This window comes from Yoonia sp. R2331 (assembly GCF_041103235.1).
Classification (GTDB): Bacteria; Pseudomonadota; Alphaproteobacteria; order Rhodobacterales; family Rhodobacteraceae; genus CANMYO01.
Genome location: NZ_JBGCUN010000001.1, coordinates 134,963 through 150,524, shown reverse-complemented (window position 1 = coordinate 150,524; position 15,562 = coordinate 134,963). Strand labels below are relative to the sequence as shown.

At 61.4% G+C, this 15,562-nt stretch carries 15 protein-coding genes; 7 read left to right on the top strand and 8 right to left on the bottom strand.

Annotated elements, in window-relative coordinates:
- Nucleotides 1–83 precede the first annotated feature (83 nt).
- A complete protein-coding gene (locus AB3Y40_RS00770; protein WP_369436898.1) occupies nt 84–923 on the top strand; it encodes a LysR family transcriptional regulator in 840 nt (279 codons plus the stop codon).
- Here the strand turns inward: AB3Y40_RS00770 and AB3Y40_RS00765 are convergent, their stop codons facing one another.
- Both AB3Y40_RS00765 and AB3Y40_RS00760 read right to left on the bottom strand, forming a co-directional pair.
- Nucleotides 924–2,240 (bottom strand): aspartate aminotransferase family protein, encoded by a 1,317-nt coding sequence (locus AB3Y40_RS00765; RefSeq protein ID WP_369436897.1) that lies wholly within the window; start codon nt 2,238–2,240, stop codon nt 924–926. It abuts the gene before it with no gap.
- Nucleotides 2,237–3,019 (bottom strand): 3-keto-5-aminohexanoate cleavage protein, encoded by a 783-nt coding sequence (locus AB3Y40_RS00760; protein WP_369436896.1) that lies wholly within the window; start codon nt 3,017–3,019, stop codon nt 2,237–2,239. The genes AB3Y40_RS00765 and AB3Y40_RS00760 overlap by 4 nt, the downstream gene beginning before the upstream one ends.
- Nucleotides 3,020–3,134: 115 nt before the next feature.
- Between AB3Y40_RS00760 and AB3Y40_RS00755 the strand changes: the two genes are divergently transcribed.
- The 4 genes from AB3Y40_RS00755 (at nt 3,135) to AB3Y40_RS00740 (ending at nt 8,333) form a co-directional block, all read left to right on the top strand.
- Entirely contained in the window at nt 3,135–4,022 is an 888-nt protein-coding gene (locus tag AB3Y40_RS00755) for a MurR/RpiR family transcriptional regulator (RefSeq protein ID WP_369436895.1), read from the top strand.
- A 100-nt stretch (nt 4,023–4,122) separates the two neighbouring features.
- Nucleotides 4,123–5,088 (top strand): TAXI family TRAP transporter solute-binding subunit, encoded by a 966-nt coding sequence (locus AB3Y40_RS00750; RefSeq protein WP_369439574.1) that lies wholly within the window; start codon nt 4,123–4,125, stop codon nt 5,086–5,088.
- A 161-nt stretch (nt 5,089–5,249) separates the two neighbouring features.
- Entirely contained in the window at nt 5,250–7,895 is a 2,646-nt protein-coding gene (locus tag AB3Y40_RS00745; RefSeq protein WP_369439573.1) for a TRAP transporter permease, read from the top strand.
- 12 nt (nt 7,896–7,907) lie between these two features.
- The gene (locus AB3Y40_RS00740; protein ID WP_369436894.1) at nt 7,908–8,333 is read left to right on the top strand and encodes a universal stress protein; all 426 of its coding nucleotides are present in this window, start codon (nt 7,908–7,910) and stop codon (nt 8,331–8,333) included.
- A 172-nt stretch (nt 8,334–8,505) separates the two neighbouring features.
- Here the strand turns inward: AB3Y40_RS00740 and hspQ are convergent, their stop codons facing one another.
- On the bottom strand, nt 8,506–8,832 hold the full coding sequence (gene hspQ, locus AB3Y40_RS00735) for a heat shock protein HspQ (RefSeq protein WP_369436893.1): 327 nt from the start codon (nt 8,830–8,832) through the stop codon (nt 8,506–8,508).
- Nucleotides 8,833–8,915: 83 nt separating this feature from the next.
- Here hspQ and AB3Y40_RS00730 point away from each other — a divergent pair, with 83 nt between their 5' ends.
- Entirely contained in the window at nt 8,916–9,797 is an 882-nt protein-coding gene (locus AB3Y40_RS00730) for an AEC family transporter (protein ID WP_369436892.1), read from the top strand.
- Between the two features lie 80 nt (nt 9,798–9,877).
- Nucleotides 9,878–10,462: a transglycosylase SLT domain-containing protein gene (locus tag AB3Y40_RS00725; protein ID WP_369436891.1), complete on the top strand. Its 585-nt coding sequence runs from the start codon at nt 9,878–9,880 to the stop codon at nt 10,460–10,462.
- Nucleotides 10,463–10,466: 4 nt separating this feature from the next.
- On the opposite strand, the gene AB3Y40_RS00720 is transcribed toward AB3Y40_RS00725, so the two are convergent.
- From AB3Y40_RS00720 to AB3Y40_RS00700, 5 genes are read right to left on the bottom strand one after another with little or no spacing between them, the layout of a single operon-like run.
- The gene (locus tag AB3Y40_RS00720) at nt 10,467–11,519 is read right to left on the bottom strand and encodes an NAD(P)-dependent oxidoreductase (protein WP_369436890.1); all 1,053 of its coding nucleotides are present in this window, start codon (nt 11,517–11,519) and stop codon (nt 10,467–10,469) included.
- Entirely contained in the window at nt 11,516–12,586 is a 1,071-nt protein-coding gene (locus AB3Y40_RS00715; RefSeq protein WP_369436889.1) for an ABC transporter ATP-binding protein, read from the bottom strand. Before AB3Y40_RS00715 ends, AB3Y40_RS00720 begins: the two co-directional genes overlap by 4 nt.
- Before the next feature lie 3 nt (nt 12,587–12,589).
- Nucleotides 12,590–13,576, bottom strand: coding sequence for a glycoside hydrolase family protein (locus AB3Y40_RS00710; RefSeq protein WP_369436888.1), 987 nt, complete (start codon nt 13,574–13,576; stop codon nt 12,590–12,592).
- 3 nt (nt 13,577–13,579) lie between these two features.
- On the bottom strand, nt 13,580–14,458 hold the full coding sequence (locus AB3Y40_RS00705) for a carbohydrate ABC transporter permease (protein WP_369436887.1): 879 nt from the start codon (nt 14,456–14,458) through the stop codon (nt 13,580–13,582).
- Between the two features lie 3 nt (nt 14,459–14,461).
- Nucleotides 14,462–15,529, bottom strand: a complete 1,068-nt coding sequence (locus AB3Y40_RS00700; protein ID WP_369436886.1) for a carbohydrate ABC transporter permease — start codon at nt 15,527–15,529, stop codon at nt 14,462–14,464.
- Nucleotides 15,530–15,562 lie beyond the last annotated feature (33 nt).

Here is a 15,562-nt window from a genome sequence, read left to right as displayed (position 1 = left end):
CAGATGATCCGCGCGCGCCCCCGCTTTGACAAACGAATGTTCTTTGGGCTTAGGTATTAGCAAAGCTAATAGGTGACTTGTCCATGGCGAAATCCCTGCCGCCGCTCACATGGTTCCGCGCGTTCGAGGCGGCAGGCCGCCACCTCAGCTTCACCGCTGCGGCGGCAGAAATTGGCATGACCCAATCCGCCGTCAGCCAGCAGGTCAAAGCACTGGAAACCCGGCTGCGGGTGCCGCTGTTTACCCGTCGCGCGCGGGGGCTGTCGCTGACCGACGATGGCCGCCGTCTTTTGCCGCAGGTCGAGGCGGCACTGGGCCAGTTGCAGGCCGCGACCAAGGGCTTTGACGCAGGCCCCGCTGCCGATACGCTGACCGTCGCCAGTTCGGTCAGCGTCGCGCAATGGGTGATCGCGCCGCACTTGCAAAACTTCACAGCCGCACACCCGGCGCTGAAAATCCGCTTTCTGTCCGCCGTCTGGCCCGATGACTTTCACACCGCCCGTGCGGACGTGGAAATTCGCTTTGGCAGTCAAAAACAGGTGGGCCGTGATGCCCGGCTTTTGACACCGAACCACTTGATCGCGCTCAAGGCCCCCGGCCTCTCCGGCGACCTCAGCACGCTGCCGCTGATCGAGGCTGTCGGCACCTCCACCGGCTGGGCCGCATGGGGGCAAAAAATCAACCCCGTGCCAGACCCCGCACTTTTTGCCGACAGTTTTGGCATGGCCCTGCACATGGCCGCACTTGGCAACGGCGTGGCACTTGTCAGCGCGCTGCTGGCAACCCACGCACTGGACAGCGGCCAGTTGACCCGCGCCCATCCCGGCACGATCCCGTCGCAAGAGGGGTATTACCTTTCGGCCAGCGACACGCCCGCTGCGCGCGCGTTTCATGACTGGCTGCTAACCCGTCTGCCCGGCTGATCAGATCACCGCAAAGGCGGCATCCAGCTTGTCGACCAGCTCTGCCACGTGGTCCTCTGAATAGATGAACGGCGGGGCGAGCAGCACGTGATCGCCATGTTTGCCGTCGCGCGTCCCGCTCATCGGGTAACAGATCAACCCCGCCTCAAACGCCGCCGCCTTGATCGATGCGGCCAGCTTGCGCGCGGGGTCAAACGGCGCTTTGGTCGCCCGGTCCGCGACCAGCTCCAGCCCGATGAACAGCCCCCGCCCGCGGATATCGCCCACATGGGCGTGCTGGCCAAAGCGGTCCTGCAAGGCGGTGAACAACTGGGCAGAGGTGCGATTGACCGCCCGCAAGAGGTCACGCTCCAAAATCGCATTCACCACCGCCAGCCCCGCCGCGCAGGCCACCGGATGACCCAGATAGGTGTGACCATGCTGGAAAAACCCGCTGCCCCTGCCGATGACATCATAGATGGCGGCCGTGCACAGCATCGCGCCAATCGGCTGGTATCCGGCCCCTAACCCCTTGGCGATGCACAGGATATCGGGTGCGACACCCTCTGCCTCGCAGGCAAACAGGTGCCCGGTCCGTCCCATGCCGCACATCACCTCATCAAGGATCAGCAAGACCCCATAGCGGTCGCAGATTTCGCGGATGCGCCGGAAATAGCCCGCAACTGCAGGCACCGCCCCCATCGTGGCCCCCACCACCGGCTCGGCCACAAAGGCCATCACCGTTTCTGGCCCCAGCCGCAGGATTTCATCTTCCAGCTCTTGTGCCGCCCGCGCGCCGTAATCCTCTGCGCTCTCGCCGTCCGCCCGTTCCACATATTCATAGCAAGGCGCAATATGGCTGACCTCGACCAGCAGCGGCGCAAATTGCGCCCGCCGCCAGACATTGCCGCCCGTGGCCAGCGCGCCCAGCGTGTTGCCGTGGTAGCTTTGCCGCCTTGCGATGATGCGCTGGCGCTCCGGTTCGCCGTTTTCAATATGGTACTGCCGCGCGAGCTTCAGCGCCGCCTCCACCGCCTCGGACCCCCCCGACACGAAATAGACCCGGTCCAGATCGCCGGGCGCATGGGCGATCAACAGATCGGCCAGCGCCTCTGCCGGATCACTGGTGAAGAACCCGGTGTGGGCAAAGGCCAACTGGTCCACTTGCGCCTTGATCGCGGCTGTCACCTCTGCGTCGCCATGGCCCAGACAGGACACCGCCGCACCCCCCGACCCATCCAGATAGCGTTTGCCGCTGGCGTCGGTGATATAGCACCCCTCTGCCGCCACGGCTGTCGGCGGCGGGGCTTTGATCTGGCGTGGGAAAACATGGCTCATGCGGGCACCTCCATCGGTGTGAAACCGGCCTTTGCGGCCGCTGTGACAAACGCCGCGACCGATGCGGCGTTATCTTGAAATACGCGCCCATCCGGCGCTGTGCGGTTGTTCTCAAACCCGATCCGCGCATGCCCACCGGCCTGCAAGGCGGCCAACAAACAGGCCTGTTCCTGCGCGCCAAAGGCGCAAGCCGACCAGCGCAGCGGCACCTGCCCCATCTGCCGCAGGAACGGCGTCAGATCATCGGGCGTGGACACCTGCCCTGGCGCATAACGCCCCAGCACAAACAGCACCCGGCGCTGCCCCTCAGCAATCACGCCTTCGTCAAAGTACCGCAGCAACAGCGCCAGATCGTCGGTATCATAAAGGATATGCTGCACTTCGATCCCGCGCCCCGCCGCCATTGCATAGGTCGCGCGCAACCCTGCCGGATCGCGCGCAATCTCCCGCAGGGCGACGCTGGCGTCCGTGGCGTCAACTTCGGCCAGACAGCGCCGCTGTGCGTCCACGTCATAGATCCCCGCCGCCTCGGTCGTCACCTGCATGCGCAGCGTGGTCCGCGCCCTGATCTGCACCAAAACCTCGGCATAGGCCGCTGCATCCAGCGTGTGCCGGCCTGCCGCGTCGCGCGCATGGACATGGATCGCGCTGGCCCCTGCATCTGCACAGGCGGCCGCCGTCGCGGCCATCTCGGCCGGGGTGATTGGCACGCCCGGGTGGTCCGCCTTCTGCAGGCGCGCGCCATTTGGGGCGACCATCAGTTCAAACGGGGTTCCCACGGGGTGCCTCCTTTTGGCGAAATGCCGCCCAATCACAAAGGCCAGCATTACGAACGAAGTCAATCGCCGCTAAAAATAACATCCGTTATGTTCTTTCGAACCAAAGGCGAATCGCATGGACCCGACGCTCAAGACCAACACCATCACCGCGCTGATGCAGGGCATCCCTGCGTTTTCACCGCAGATGAAATCGGCGGCGAAATACGTGGTCGATCACCCCTCTGCCTTTGGGCTCGATTCCATCCGCGAAACCGCGCGCAAGGCGCATGTCAGTACCTATACCCTTGTAAACATGGCGAAAAGGCTGGGCTTCCCAAGTTTTGAGGCGTTCCGCGAGCCCTTTCGTCAGGCGCTTGTGTCCAGCACCAACACCCGGTCTGATCCGCTTTGGCTGGCAAACGTGCGGGACCAGTCCGACCTTGGTCCGACCTATGCCGATGCGGCGCAAAACGCGATGTCGGTGGTGTCGCACTCGCTCGAACGGCAGCAATTGGACAAGATGGAACAGGTGGCCGACATGCTGATGTCGGCCCGCACGGTCTATGTCACGGCGATCCGGTCCAGCTATGCGGTGGCCTATTACCTGCACTACGTGGGCCGGATGGCCCTGCCGTCGCTGCTGTTGATCCCGCGCCACCGCAACAGCGCCATTGACGATCTCAATGACGCAGGCCCGGGCGACGTGCTGATTGCGATCACCGTCACCCCTTACTCGCGCGAAACAATCGAGGCCTGTGATTTTGCACGCAAAAAGGGTGTAAAGCTCCTGCTCATCACGGATTCAGAGGTCGTCTCGCCCGAATTTCAGGCCGAACATACGCTGGTGGCCTCGGTCATCAGCAGCCACAACTTTGGCTGCTATTCGGGCATGATGGCCGTGGTCGAACTCTTGCTGGCGCTCTTGATGAAACGCGGCGGACGCGCGGCAATGGATCGAATCAAGTCCTACGAACAGGTCCGCACCGAGAACAACGCCTACTGGGTCCGGCAAAAAAAACATTAGTTTTTCCGTGACATCCCGGCAATCTCGTTAGACGCTCTTTGGATGGTTGCGCCGGTCAGGCGCTCCACGAGAGAGTTTTAGGGAGAACCTCATGAAACATATGAAAATGATGGGTGGCGTCTTTGCCGCGGCCATGATGGCCCTTGGTGGCGCTGCATCCGCGCAGGACCAGCAGTTTATCTCAATCGGCACCGGTGGCGTCACGGGCGTCTACTACCCCACTGGTGGTGCCATTTGCCGTCTGGTGAACCGCGACCGCAAGGATCACGGCATTCGCTGTGCTGTGGAATCGACCGGTGGCTCGGTCTACAACATCAACACCATCAAGGCAGGCGAGCTGGAATTTGGCGTCGCTCAGTCCGACTGGCAATTCCACGCCTACAACGGCACCTCCAAGTTCGAAGGCGATGCTGCATTCCCCGGTGTCCGCGCGATGTTCTCTGTCCACCCAGAGCCCTTCACGCTGATCGTGCGTGCTGACAGCGGCATCGAAAGCTTCGAGGATCTGGCAGGCAAGCGTGTCAACGTCGGAAACCCCGGTTCCGGCCAGCGCGCCACAATGGAAGTCGTCATGGACGCTTTCGGCATGGGCATGGACAGCTTTGCGCTCGCGACCGAATACAAAGGGTCAGAGATGGCCAAGCAGATCTGCGACGATAACATCGACGCAATGATCTACACCATCGGCCACCCGGCCGCTGCGATCAAAGAAGCGACAACCACCTGTGACGTGAAACTGGTGTCAGTTGTGGGCGAACCGATTGACCAGCTGGTCGCGGACAACCCCTACTACCGTGTCGCCACCATCCCCGGCGGGATGTACGCGGGCACAGACGGTGACACCACCACCTTTGGTGTGGGTGCGACGTTCGTGACCTCTGCCGACGTGTCCGACGATGTGGCCTATGTGGTCGCCAAGGCGGTGCTGTCGAACCTCGATGACTTCCGTGGCCTGCACCCGGCATTTGCCAACCTCGATGCGGCACAGATGATCAGCGATGGTCTCTCAGCGCCGCTGCACCCCGGTGCAGAACGAGCCTACAAAGAACTGGGCCTGATGGAATAATCAGACCTGTTGCGCCGGAGATGGGGAACCTCTCCGGCGCAATTGCATAGGCCCCGCGCATGCAGGGTCAGCTGATCGGGGCCAACATGCTTGGCCCCGATCACACCGGAACCGGGCCGCGTGCGGGTTCCGACAGAATTCAGGGATGGGGGGCCGCGGCAATGACCGACGCAGCGATGAAATCAGCAGAAGACATGGTGGCAGAGGCCGATACCGGCGCCCGCAACGCCGGTCCATTTGCCACCAAACTGGTCTTTGGACTTTGCATCGCATGGTCGATCTTCCAGCTTTATATCGCCTCCAAAGTGCCCGGCGTTCTGGCGCAGGCCACCGGCATCAGCATTTTCGCCAATATCGTGGCCCAGGCCCGTTTTGTGCACCTCGCCTTTGCCATTGCGCTGGCCACGCTGGCCTTTCCGATGTTCGGCCACCGCAACCGCATCCCGCTTTATGACTGGGCGCTGGTGATCCTTGGGGTCTCGGCCTGTCTCTATCTGGTGGTCTTCCGCTTTCAGATCGCGGATCGCCCCGGCCTGTGGAGCACCACCGATATCGTGATGTCGGGCATCGGCATGGGCGTGCTGATGGTCGCCGTTTTCCGCTCACTTGGCCTGCCGCTGGTGATCATCGCCTCGGCCTTCCTCGCCCTAGCTTTCTTTGGCGGCTACTCGGAATGGATCGGCAGCATCACCAACTACGGTGGATCGTCCTTCTCCAAGGCGATGGGCCACTACTGGATGCAGACCGAAGGCGTCTTTGGCGTGGCCTTGGGTGTCTCCACCTCGATGATCTTCCTGTTCGTTCTGTTCGGCGCGCTTTTGGAAAAGGCAGGCGGCGGCAATTGGTTCATTAAGGTCGCGATCGCCCTTCTGGGTGCCCTGCGTGGCGGCCCGGCCAAGGCGGCGGTGCTGTCCTCAATGATGACCGGGATGATCTCTGGCTCATCCATCGCCAACACCGTGACCACCGGCACATTCACCATCCCGCTGATGAAACGGATCGGCTTTAGCCCTGAAAAGGCAGGCGCGGTCGAAGTGGCCTCGTCCACCAACGGCCAGTTGACCCCGCCCGTGATGGGCGCTGCGGCCTTCCTGATGGTCGAATATGTGAACATCCCCTACATCGAAGTCGTCAAACACGCCTTCCTGCCTGCGGTGATTTCCTACATCGCGCTCTTGTACATCGTCCACCTCGAAAGCCTGAAGCTCGGCCTGCAGGGCCTGAAAAAGCCCGGCCGCCACATCGGCATCGTGATGATTATGATCCTGTTCCTGACCGGATTCTTCGCGATGGCCGCAATCACTTTCCTGGTCATCGGCTTCCGCGCCCTGCTGGAACCGATGATGCCCGGTGCAACGATATATCCCGCGCTGGTGCTGCTGGGCGTCGCCTATCTGGTACTCCTCTTTGTCGCCTCGCGCTTTCCCGATGTGGTGCCCGACGATCCCAACGCGACAGAGGTAGAGGCACCGCGCCTCACCCCCACCTTCCTCGGCGGCGCATACTATGCCCTGCCGATCTTTGTGCTGGTCTGGAACCTGATGGTCCGCACCGACACGCTGGACCGCCTGTCGCCTGCGCTGTCAGCCTTCTGGGCAACCATCGTGATGATCATCGTGGCGCTGACACACCGTCCGCTAAAGCAAATGATGCGCGGTCAGGGCTTTGCCCATCTGGCCGCCTCGCCCACCGGCAATAGCTTTGGCACCGCCTTCCGCGACTTCGTGGCGGGCCTTGAAAGTGGTGCCCGCAACATGATCGGGATTGGTGTCGCTACCGGGGCCGCCGGCATCATCGTCGGCACGATTTCTCTGACAGGCGCACACCAGATCATCGGTCAGGTGATTGAAACCATCGCCGGTGGCAACCTGATCATCCTGCTGGTTCTGGTGGCCGTGCTGTCACTGATCCTTGGCATGGGCCTGCCGACCACGGCCAACTACATCGTTGTGTCATCGCTCATGGCCCCTGTGATCGTTAGCGTCGGCGCGCAATCGGGCCTGATCGTTCCGCTGATCGCCGTGCACCTCTTTGTGTTCTACTTCGGGATTCTGGCAGATGACACGCCGCCCGTGGGCCTTGCGGCCTATGCGGCGGCGGCAATTTCGCGCGGTGACCCGATCAAAACCGGCGTTGTGGGCTTTAGCTATGACATCCGCACCGCCCTGCTGCCGTTCATGTTCATCTTCAACACAGACCTGTTGCTGATCGACGTAGGCCCCGGAAAGGCGGTGTTCGTCTTCTTCATCTCGCTCATCGCGATGCTGGTCTTTGCCGCCGTGACCCAAGGCTACTTCATCGCCAAAACCCGCAAGTGGGAGGCGGTCGTGATGATGCTGATCGTCTTCATGCTGTTCCGCCCAGATTTCTTCCTCGATCAATGGCAGGACAAATACACCGAAACCACCGGCCCTGCGGCGCTGACAGCACTAGAGGAGCTGCCAACCGGTGCCACCGCACGGCTGCGCATCTCGGCCCCGGACTTTGATACCGGCCTCGTCGGCAATACCACCGTGACCCTCACGCCAGAGGCAGACGGCTCTGCTATGGAACGCCTTGATGCGGTGGGCCTGACGGTCTTTGAAGACGGTGACATCCTTGCGCTGGATGAACCCTTCCCCGGCACGCCCTATTTCGATCAGCTTGCCAATGACTACGATTTCTACGGCGATGAACCCGCCCAGATCGAAGCCATCCAGGTCGAAAATGAACGGATGCCCAAGGAAATCTTCTTCATCCCGGCCTTGCTGCTGCTCTTGATGATCATCTTCATCCAGCGCCCACGCGCCACGCAACCGGCCTTCTAAGGGGGACACCTCATGTTCAAAACCGTATTGATCGCCGTCGACGTGTCTGTGCGCGATGATGCAACCCGGCTGCTGACCGCTGCCAGCACGCTCACCGCCAGTTGGGATTGCACTCTGCATGTGGTGACCGTGATCCCCAACGTCGGCATGGCCATCGTCGGGTCTTTCCTGAACGACACGTTCGAGGCGGACAGCCAGACTGCCGCCAAGGCAGAGCTTGCCAGCCTTATCGCAGCGCAAGGCATCACCGCGCAGGACCATGTGCTGTCCGGGCGGGTCTACGACAGCGTGATCTCGCAGGCGGACGCAGTCGGTGCCGATCTGATCCTTGTGGGCGCGCACCAGCCGGACTTTGGCGACTACCTGCTGGGGGCCAATGCCGCGCGCATCGTGCGCCACGCCCATCAGTCGGTGATGGTGCTGCGCGACGGGGCCTGACCCCGGCCACGCGGATGACCGGCGGCCCGCCCTGTGCTATGCTGCATCAAAGATCGAAAACATCCTGCGCCAACAACGTCGCGCGCCCGTAGGCCGGGCTTCAGACCGGTAGGCATCCCCGCAGATCAGGCGTCACACCGTCCGTAGACCGCTCTTCAGACCGGCTTGGCGCTTAGTTCAGCTGCACCTGCAACGGATAATGCCCATCCTCGAACGGGCCAAAAAGATCATCCAGATCGGGGTGTTCCACCGGTTCGCCGCTGTAATCAGCGACAAGGTTCTGCTCTGACACATACGCCACGTAGTAGCTTTGGTCGTTTTCAGCCAGCAAATGATAGAACGGTTGGTCCTTGTCGGGGCGCGATTCCTCTGGAATGGCCTCGTACCAGGCGTCGGTGTTCGAAAACATCGCATCCACATCAAACACCACACCGCGAAAAGGATGCTTGCGGTGGCGGACAACTTGTCCCAGATGATATTTTGCACGCGTCTTGAACATAACTAACGTTCCCCCAACGACCTTCTACGCCCGCGCACGGGGCAGAGTCTACGGTAACACCGTTAAATTTAAGGAAACAGTCTGTGAACCTGGCACTGACAGTGATGAATATCACCGCCCCGGTTTTCCTTTTGGCGACAGTTGGATTTGTCTGGGTCAAGCTGGGTTTTGAATACCGTCTGCAGTTCGTGACCCGCCTTGCAATGACCATTGCGGTGCCTTGCCTGATCTTCGTGGCGCTGATGCGCACAGATGTCGACCCTTCCGCCCTTGCTGACCTGTCCGTGGCAACCCTGGTGGCCTATGCGCTTGTCACGCTGGCCTGTTTTACACTCGTCAAACTGATGCGGCTGGACCTGCGCACCTATCTGGCCCCGCTGATCTTTGGCAATACCGGCAACCTTGGCCTGCCGCTGGCACTCTTTGCCTTTGGTGAGGCGGGGTTGGGCTATGCGGTGGTCGTCTTTGCGGTGATGGCGGTGCTGTCATTCACCTTTGGGATCTGGCTGGTCGCGGGCGCCGGGTCGCTTCTGCGCGTGGTGCGCGAACCGATGGTCGCTGCCACGCTCTTGGGTGCGCTGTTTCTGTGGCAGGGCTGGGAAACACCGCTTTTTCTGACCAACACGCTTGATCTCATTGGGCAACTGGCGATCCCGCTGATGCTGATCACGCTCGGCGTGGCCGTGGCCCGGCTGGAAATCGGCGGTTACGGGCGGGCAATCTTTCTGTCGCTGATCAAGGTGGCCCTTTGCGTGGCCGCCGCATGGGCTGCCGCCCTCTGGTTCGCACTGCCCGCCGTGGCCGCCGCCGTGCTGATCGTGCAGGTCGCCACGCCCGTGGCCGTCACATCCTATATGATCGCTGAAAAGTACGGCGCAGATGCGCAGCCCGTCGCGGGGCTTGTGGTGGTCTCAACTCTGCTGTCGGTGATCACATTACCGCTTATCCTGTCATTTGTGATCTGACGCAGGCCCTTTGACCGTTCACAGGGGCTGTAATTCGCGCTATAGTCCCCGCAATAAATATAAAGATAAGCGAGAGGCAGATGAGCAGTTTCTTTCGCGCAATGATCCTTTTGGTGCTTCTGGGCTCATGTTCCGGTGGCTATGGGTCTGCGCCCCGCAACCTCGATAACGCCTGCTCTATTGTGAGCGAACGGCCCGAATATCTGCGCGCCTTCAAACGGGTAGAACGCAAGTACGGCGTGCCTGTGCCCGGCCTGATGGCGATGATCTATCAGGAAAGCAAATTCATCTCCAACAACCGCCCGCCGCACCGCTTTGCGCTGGGTGTGATCCCGCTGGGGCGGCAATCCTCTGCGGTGGGGTACTCACAGGCGCTTGATGGCACATGGGCCGAATACAAGGCCGAAACCGGCGACCGCGGCGCGAAGCGGGACAATATCAACGATGCCACCGACTTTATGGGCTGGTACATGGTGCAGACCGTCGCCGAAAACGGCATCCCGATCCATGACATCCGCAACCAGTATCTGGCCTATCACGATGGTCGCACCGGGTATCGGCGCGGCACATGGAAATCCAAAAGCTGGCTCATTCGCATCGCCGGAGAGGTTGAAAGCCGCGCCGTGCTCTATGACCAGCAGTTGCGCGCCTGCGGCAAGCGGTGATGTCTTAGCGCTGGCCTGCGATCATGGCGACCTTTTCGGCGTCACCGACACCGGCAAGTGCTGCAATCGTGGCGGCATTGGCGCGCGCCAACTGCCGGTCATCGCGTCCCGCCGCGCTGGCCTGTAGGTCCGACAGGATCATATCCCCGATCAACTGCCGCCCGCCCTTGACGGCGGCGGCACGGTGCGGCGACAGGATCGCACCGGGGCTCTGCCTCAGGGGCGCATCCGCGTCCACTGGTTCGGTGGGAAAGACATCAATGCAGGCCCGCAACCGGCCCTGATCCAGCACCGCGCCCAGCGCATCGAAATCCACCAGATGCGCCCGGCTCAGCAAGACCAGCAGCGCGTTATCGGGCACCAGTGCCAGCCGTGCCGCGTTCAGCAGGTGGTAATTCTCGGACGTGGGAATGGCCGTGACAAACAGGCAGCGTGACGCGGTCAGCACTTCATCCAGCGGCAGCAACGTGACGTGATGCGCTTCCGCCACCGCCTCTGGCAACCACGGATCATAGGCCAGCAGTTTGGGCCGGAACGGTGCCAGCAGCCGCCCCATTTCCTGTGCGATCTGCCCAAACCCGATAAAGCCGATCGTCGCCCCAAACAGGGTGAAATCCGTCTCTGGGTTGTCGGCCAGCCAGCGTTCCCGGCCCGCACGAAACGCTTCGTGTTCCGTCACCAGCCCGCGCGCGCCCGCCAGCGCCATCGCCAGCCCCATCTCTGCCACCGACTGCCGGAAACCGGGCGCACAGCTCAGAACTTCGACGCCGCGCGCAAAGCAGGCAGCATAGTCGATCGTGCCGGGAAAGGACCCCGAAACCTCGATGATCATGCGCAGTTTGGGCGCGCGCGCCAGCACAGCTTCATCAACTTGCGGCATCGCCGCGATCAGCACCTCTGCATCCTGCAATGCCACGTCCAGCACATCGGGCGGGATCGCCCCATCCTTACCCCAGACCACCTCAAACTGGTCGCAGATCGCGCGCAGGGTCTTGGGCGCGAACAGCTCGTCCATCTGCCGCCAACCGGGGTCAAGGATCACAACAGGTCTGGTCATCGCGTCTCTGGAAACAGATGCGCCTGATTGGGGTCAAAGTCGAAATTGGCAACCGTGCCGGGGGCCTGAATGCTGTCCTCGGACAGGGCGGCGATGATCTTGCTGCCATCATCCAGTGCCACGTCAATCACCGTCTCGCTGCCCAGACGCTCGGTCAGCATGACCTTGCCGTGCAACTTGCCGCTGCCCTCTGCGACGGGGTGCAGATACTGCGGCCGGACGCCCAGCGTGGCAGTCTGCCCCACGGTCAGGGCACGGCCCTTGTGCGGCACCTCGATCCGGTCCAGCGACGCGTTGCTGACCGTCGCCGTGGCCTCGCCCACCGCCTCGACCGTGACATTGAGAAAGTTCATCGACGGCGCACCCAGAAAGCCTGCCACAAACAGGTTCGCCGGTTCGTGGTACAGCTCCATCGGGGCACCCACCTGCATCACCTTGCCATCCTTTAGCACCACGATCTTGTCGGCCAGTGTCATCGCCTCGACCTGATCGTGGGTCACATAGATCATCGAGGCACCCAGATCCTGATGCAGCTTGCCAATCTCCATCCGCATATCCATGCGCAGCGCGGCATCCAGGTTGGACAGCGGCTCATCAAACAGGAACACCTTGGGATCACGCACAATCGCGCGGCCAATCGCAACCCGCTGCCGCTGCCCCCCCGACAGCTCTGACGGACGCCGGTCCAGCAGATGTTCCATCTGCAAAATCCGCGCGGCCTCTGCCACCTTTTGCTCTTTCTCGGCCTTGCCCGCCTTGTTGATCGTCAGACCAAAGGCCACGTTCTCGCGCACCGTCATATGCGGGAAAATCGCATAGGACTGAAACACCATCGCAATCCCGCGCTTGGACGGCTCAAGATCGTTGACCCGCGTTCCGTCGATTTCCAGCGTGCCGCCGGTGATATCCTCCAGCCCCGCGATCATCCGCAACAATGTGGATTTGCCGCAGCCCGAGGGGCCGACGAACACAACAAACTCGCCGTCTTCAATGTCGATATCAACGCCCTTGATGACCTCGACCTTGCCATAGCTCTTGCGAATATCGCGCAGTTTGACATTGGCCATGATTTACTCCGCCGCTTTTACGTGTGATTTGATTTCAAGATGCCCGTCTTCGGTCACATGCACCGGGTCGGGGTCGGTGATCTGGCCCACGAATTCAGCGCCGCCGGGCCGGTCGGCAAAGCCAAGGATCACAAGGCCCGTGTCGGTGTCCAAGATCCGCGACGCATAGCGTCGGCAGGGCATGTCCCCATCCAGAAAGCCCGGTGCGATCCGCCAAGGCCCGCGCGGGCTGTCCCCGATCAGGTAATGGCTGCCGGTGACCCGTGGCCGCTGTGTCGCCTCATGGGCTGAAAAGTGATCCGCCGAGGTGCAGAACAGGCAATACCAGCGCCCCTGCACCTCAAACACCTGCGGCACCTCAAGCTGGCCGAAGCCGCCCGCAAATACCGGCGGCTGCAAGGTCCAGACATAACCGTCGGACGAGGTGGCAAAACCGATGCAGCCGCCGTTGTTCGCCTCTGCTTCGCCCGCGACCCGCGCGGTGAAATACATCAGCCAGCCGTCCCCGTCCGGATCGCGCATCACCCAAGGGTCGCGCATCGCCCGGTCGTGCCAGATGCTGTCTGCGAAATCCGCGTCATAAAGCGGCGCATGCGGCCCGGTCAGATCAAGGGCAAAGCCATCGCCAACCCGCTGCCAATCGTGCAAATCCGTCGATGTGGCGTGTCCAATACGCTGCGGCAGGCCAAACTCATCCTTGTGGGTGCCGGTGTAGTAGAGATGCCAAAGGTCATCATCCCCGCGCACCACCGACCCGGTCCAGACGGTGTAATTGTCCCACCCATCCCCGGTGCTGGGCTCAAAACAGGTGCCCAGATGTGTCCACGTGGTCAGATCATCGCTGACCGCATGGCCGTAGCTGACGTTGAAATGCCGCAACTCGGGGTCACCAATGGACTGCGGCGCTTTCAGGAAATAGCCGTGCCACCGCGTGCCGTCATGCACATACCAGCTGTCCCAGACAAAGTGATCTTTCAGCGCAAGCACCATCGGTCAGCCCTTCACGCCGGTTGATGCAATCGACGCGATAAAGGCGCGCTGCAGAACCAGATAAAAGCCCAGCACCGGCACGGTGATCACCGTCAGATAGGCCATGATCTCGCCCCAGGCGGGGTTCAGTTGGAAAAAATAGCCAAGGCCGACCATGACCGGGCGATAGGTTTCTTGCTGCACCACGATCAGCGGCCACAGGTACTGGTTATACATCACCAGAAACTTCAGGATCGCGGCGGTGGCAATCACCGGTCCCGCCAACGGCATGACCACGCGGCGGTAAATCTGGAACCACGTGGCCCCTTCCACCCGGCTCGCCTCGATCAAGTCGCGCGGCAGATCCTTGAAGAACTGCACGAACAGGAAAATCGTCAGACCGTCGGCAATCCACGGGATGATCTGCACGCGATAGGTGTTCAGCCACCCGGTTTCGAACCCGCCAAACCCGATCCACGGCATCTGACTGACCAGCAACAGCAGCGGGATGGCGATGGTCTCGAACGGGACAATCAGCGTCGCCAGCACAATCGACAACAGCACATTGCGCCCGGTCCAGCTCAGGAAGACAAAGGAAAACGCCGCCAGCGAACAAAACAGCAGCGACAGCAAGACTGTCAGCCCCGTCACAAAGACAGAGTTAAAGATAAATGTCGCCACCGGCGCGCGGTTAAAGGCGGCGGTGTAATTGTCAAAGCTGACATCGCCCACCGGCAGAAATGCCCGCATGCTGGATGTGTCGCGTAGCAATTGCAGATCGGGCTTCAGGCTCGACATCACCATAAAGACCAGCGGCATGATGAAAATCAGCGCGATCAGGGTCAGCACGACATAGCGCATGATCAGGCGCAGCCCATGGTTGTCGGATGTGACAGTCGCCATGCTTTATCTCTCCCGCGTCAGATAGCGTTGGATCAGGCTGATGGTCAGCACGATCAAGAACAGGATCACCGAAATGGCCGACCCGCCCGAGATGTCTTGCTTGCCATAGCCCCGTTCGACCGCCTGAAAGACCACCGTTGTGGTGCTGTCGAGCGGACCGCCATTGGTCATCACGTCGATCTGCGCAAACAGGGCAAAGGCCTGCATGGTGATCACGATCAGTACCAGAACGGCTGTGTTGCGCAGTCCCGGCCAAGTGACATAGCGGAAGGTCTGCCATTTGCTGGCGCCTTCGATGGATGACGCCTCGTACAGGGTCGGGCTGATGGTTTGCAGCCCCGACAGCCAGATCACCATGTGAAACCCGACCGCCTGCCAGATTGACATCGCCTTGATGGCACCCAGCGCCGTGTCCTCGCTGCCCAGCCAGTCAGGCCCGTCAAACAGCCCGAAACTCAACGCCCCCAGCACCGAATTTAACAGCCCCTCTTCGGCGTAAAGGAACCGCCACAAGAGCGAGACAACGACGATCGAAACCACGACAGGCATGAAATAGATCGCGCGGTAAATGTTGATCCCGCGCAGGCGCTGGTTGATCAGCAGCGCCAGCCCCAACGCCAACGCGCCCTGCACGGGGGCGACGACCAGCACGAACATGAAAGTGTTGCGCAGCGACTTCCAGAACACCACATCGGTGGCGACCACCACCTTTGCGTCATCGCCGCTGTGCCAGCGGAACCACTCGCGCATGCCCGCATATTGCGGATAGTCCGGGTTGTTGCGGGTAAAGGTTCGCACGCGGGGGTATTCCGCATTGCCCTCTGCATCGCGGATCACCGCGCCATTGTCGTCCCGCTCGGGCTCAATCGTCAGCACCGAAATGCTTAGCAGGTTGCGATAGTTGTCCAGCCCCACGAACTCCGTCGGATTGGGCGAGATCAGCCGCTGATTGGTCAGCGACAGATAGAAGGCGAAAAAGAAGGGCACCACGATGAACAACGCCAAAAGGCCAAAGCCCGGCAGCGCAAAGGCCCAGCCCGCGCGATTTGATGTGGTCAGCTTGGATGCCATTGTCTTGCTCCTTCACGAAAGGGGTGCAAGGGC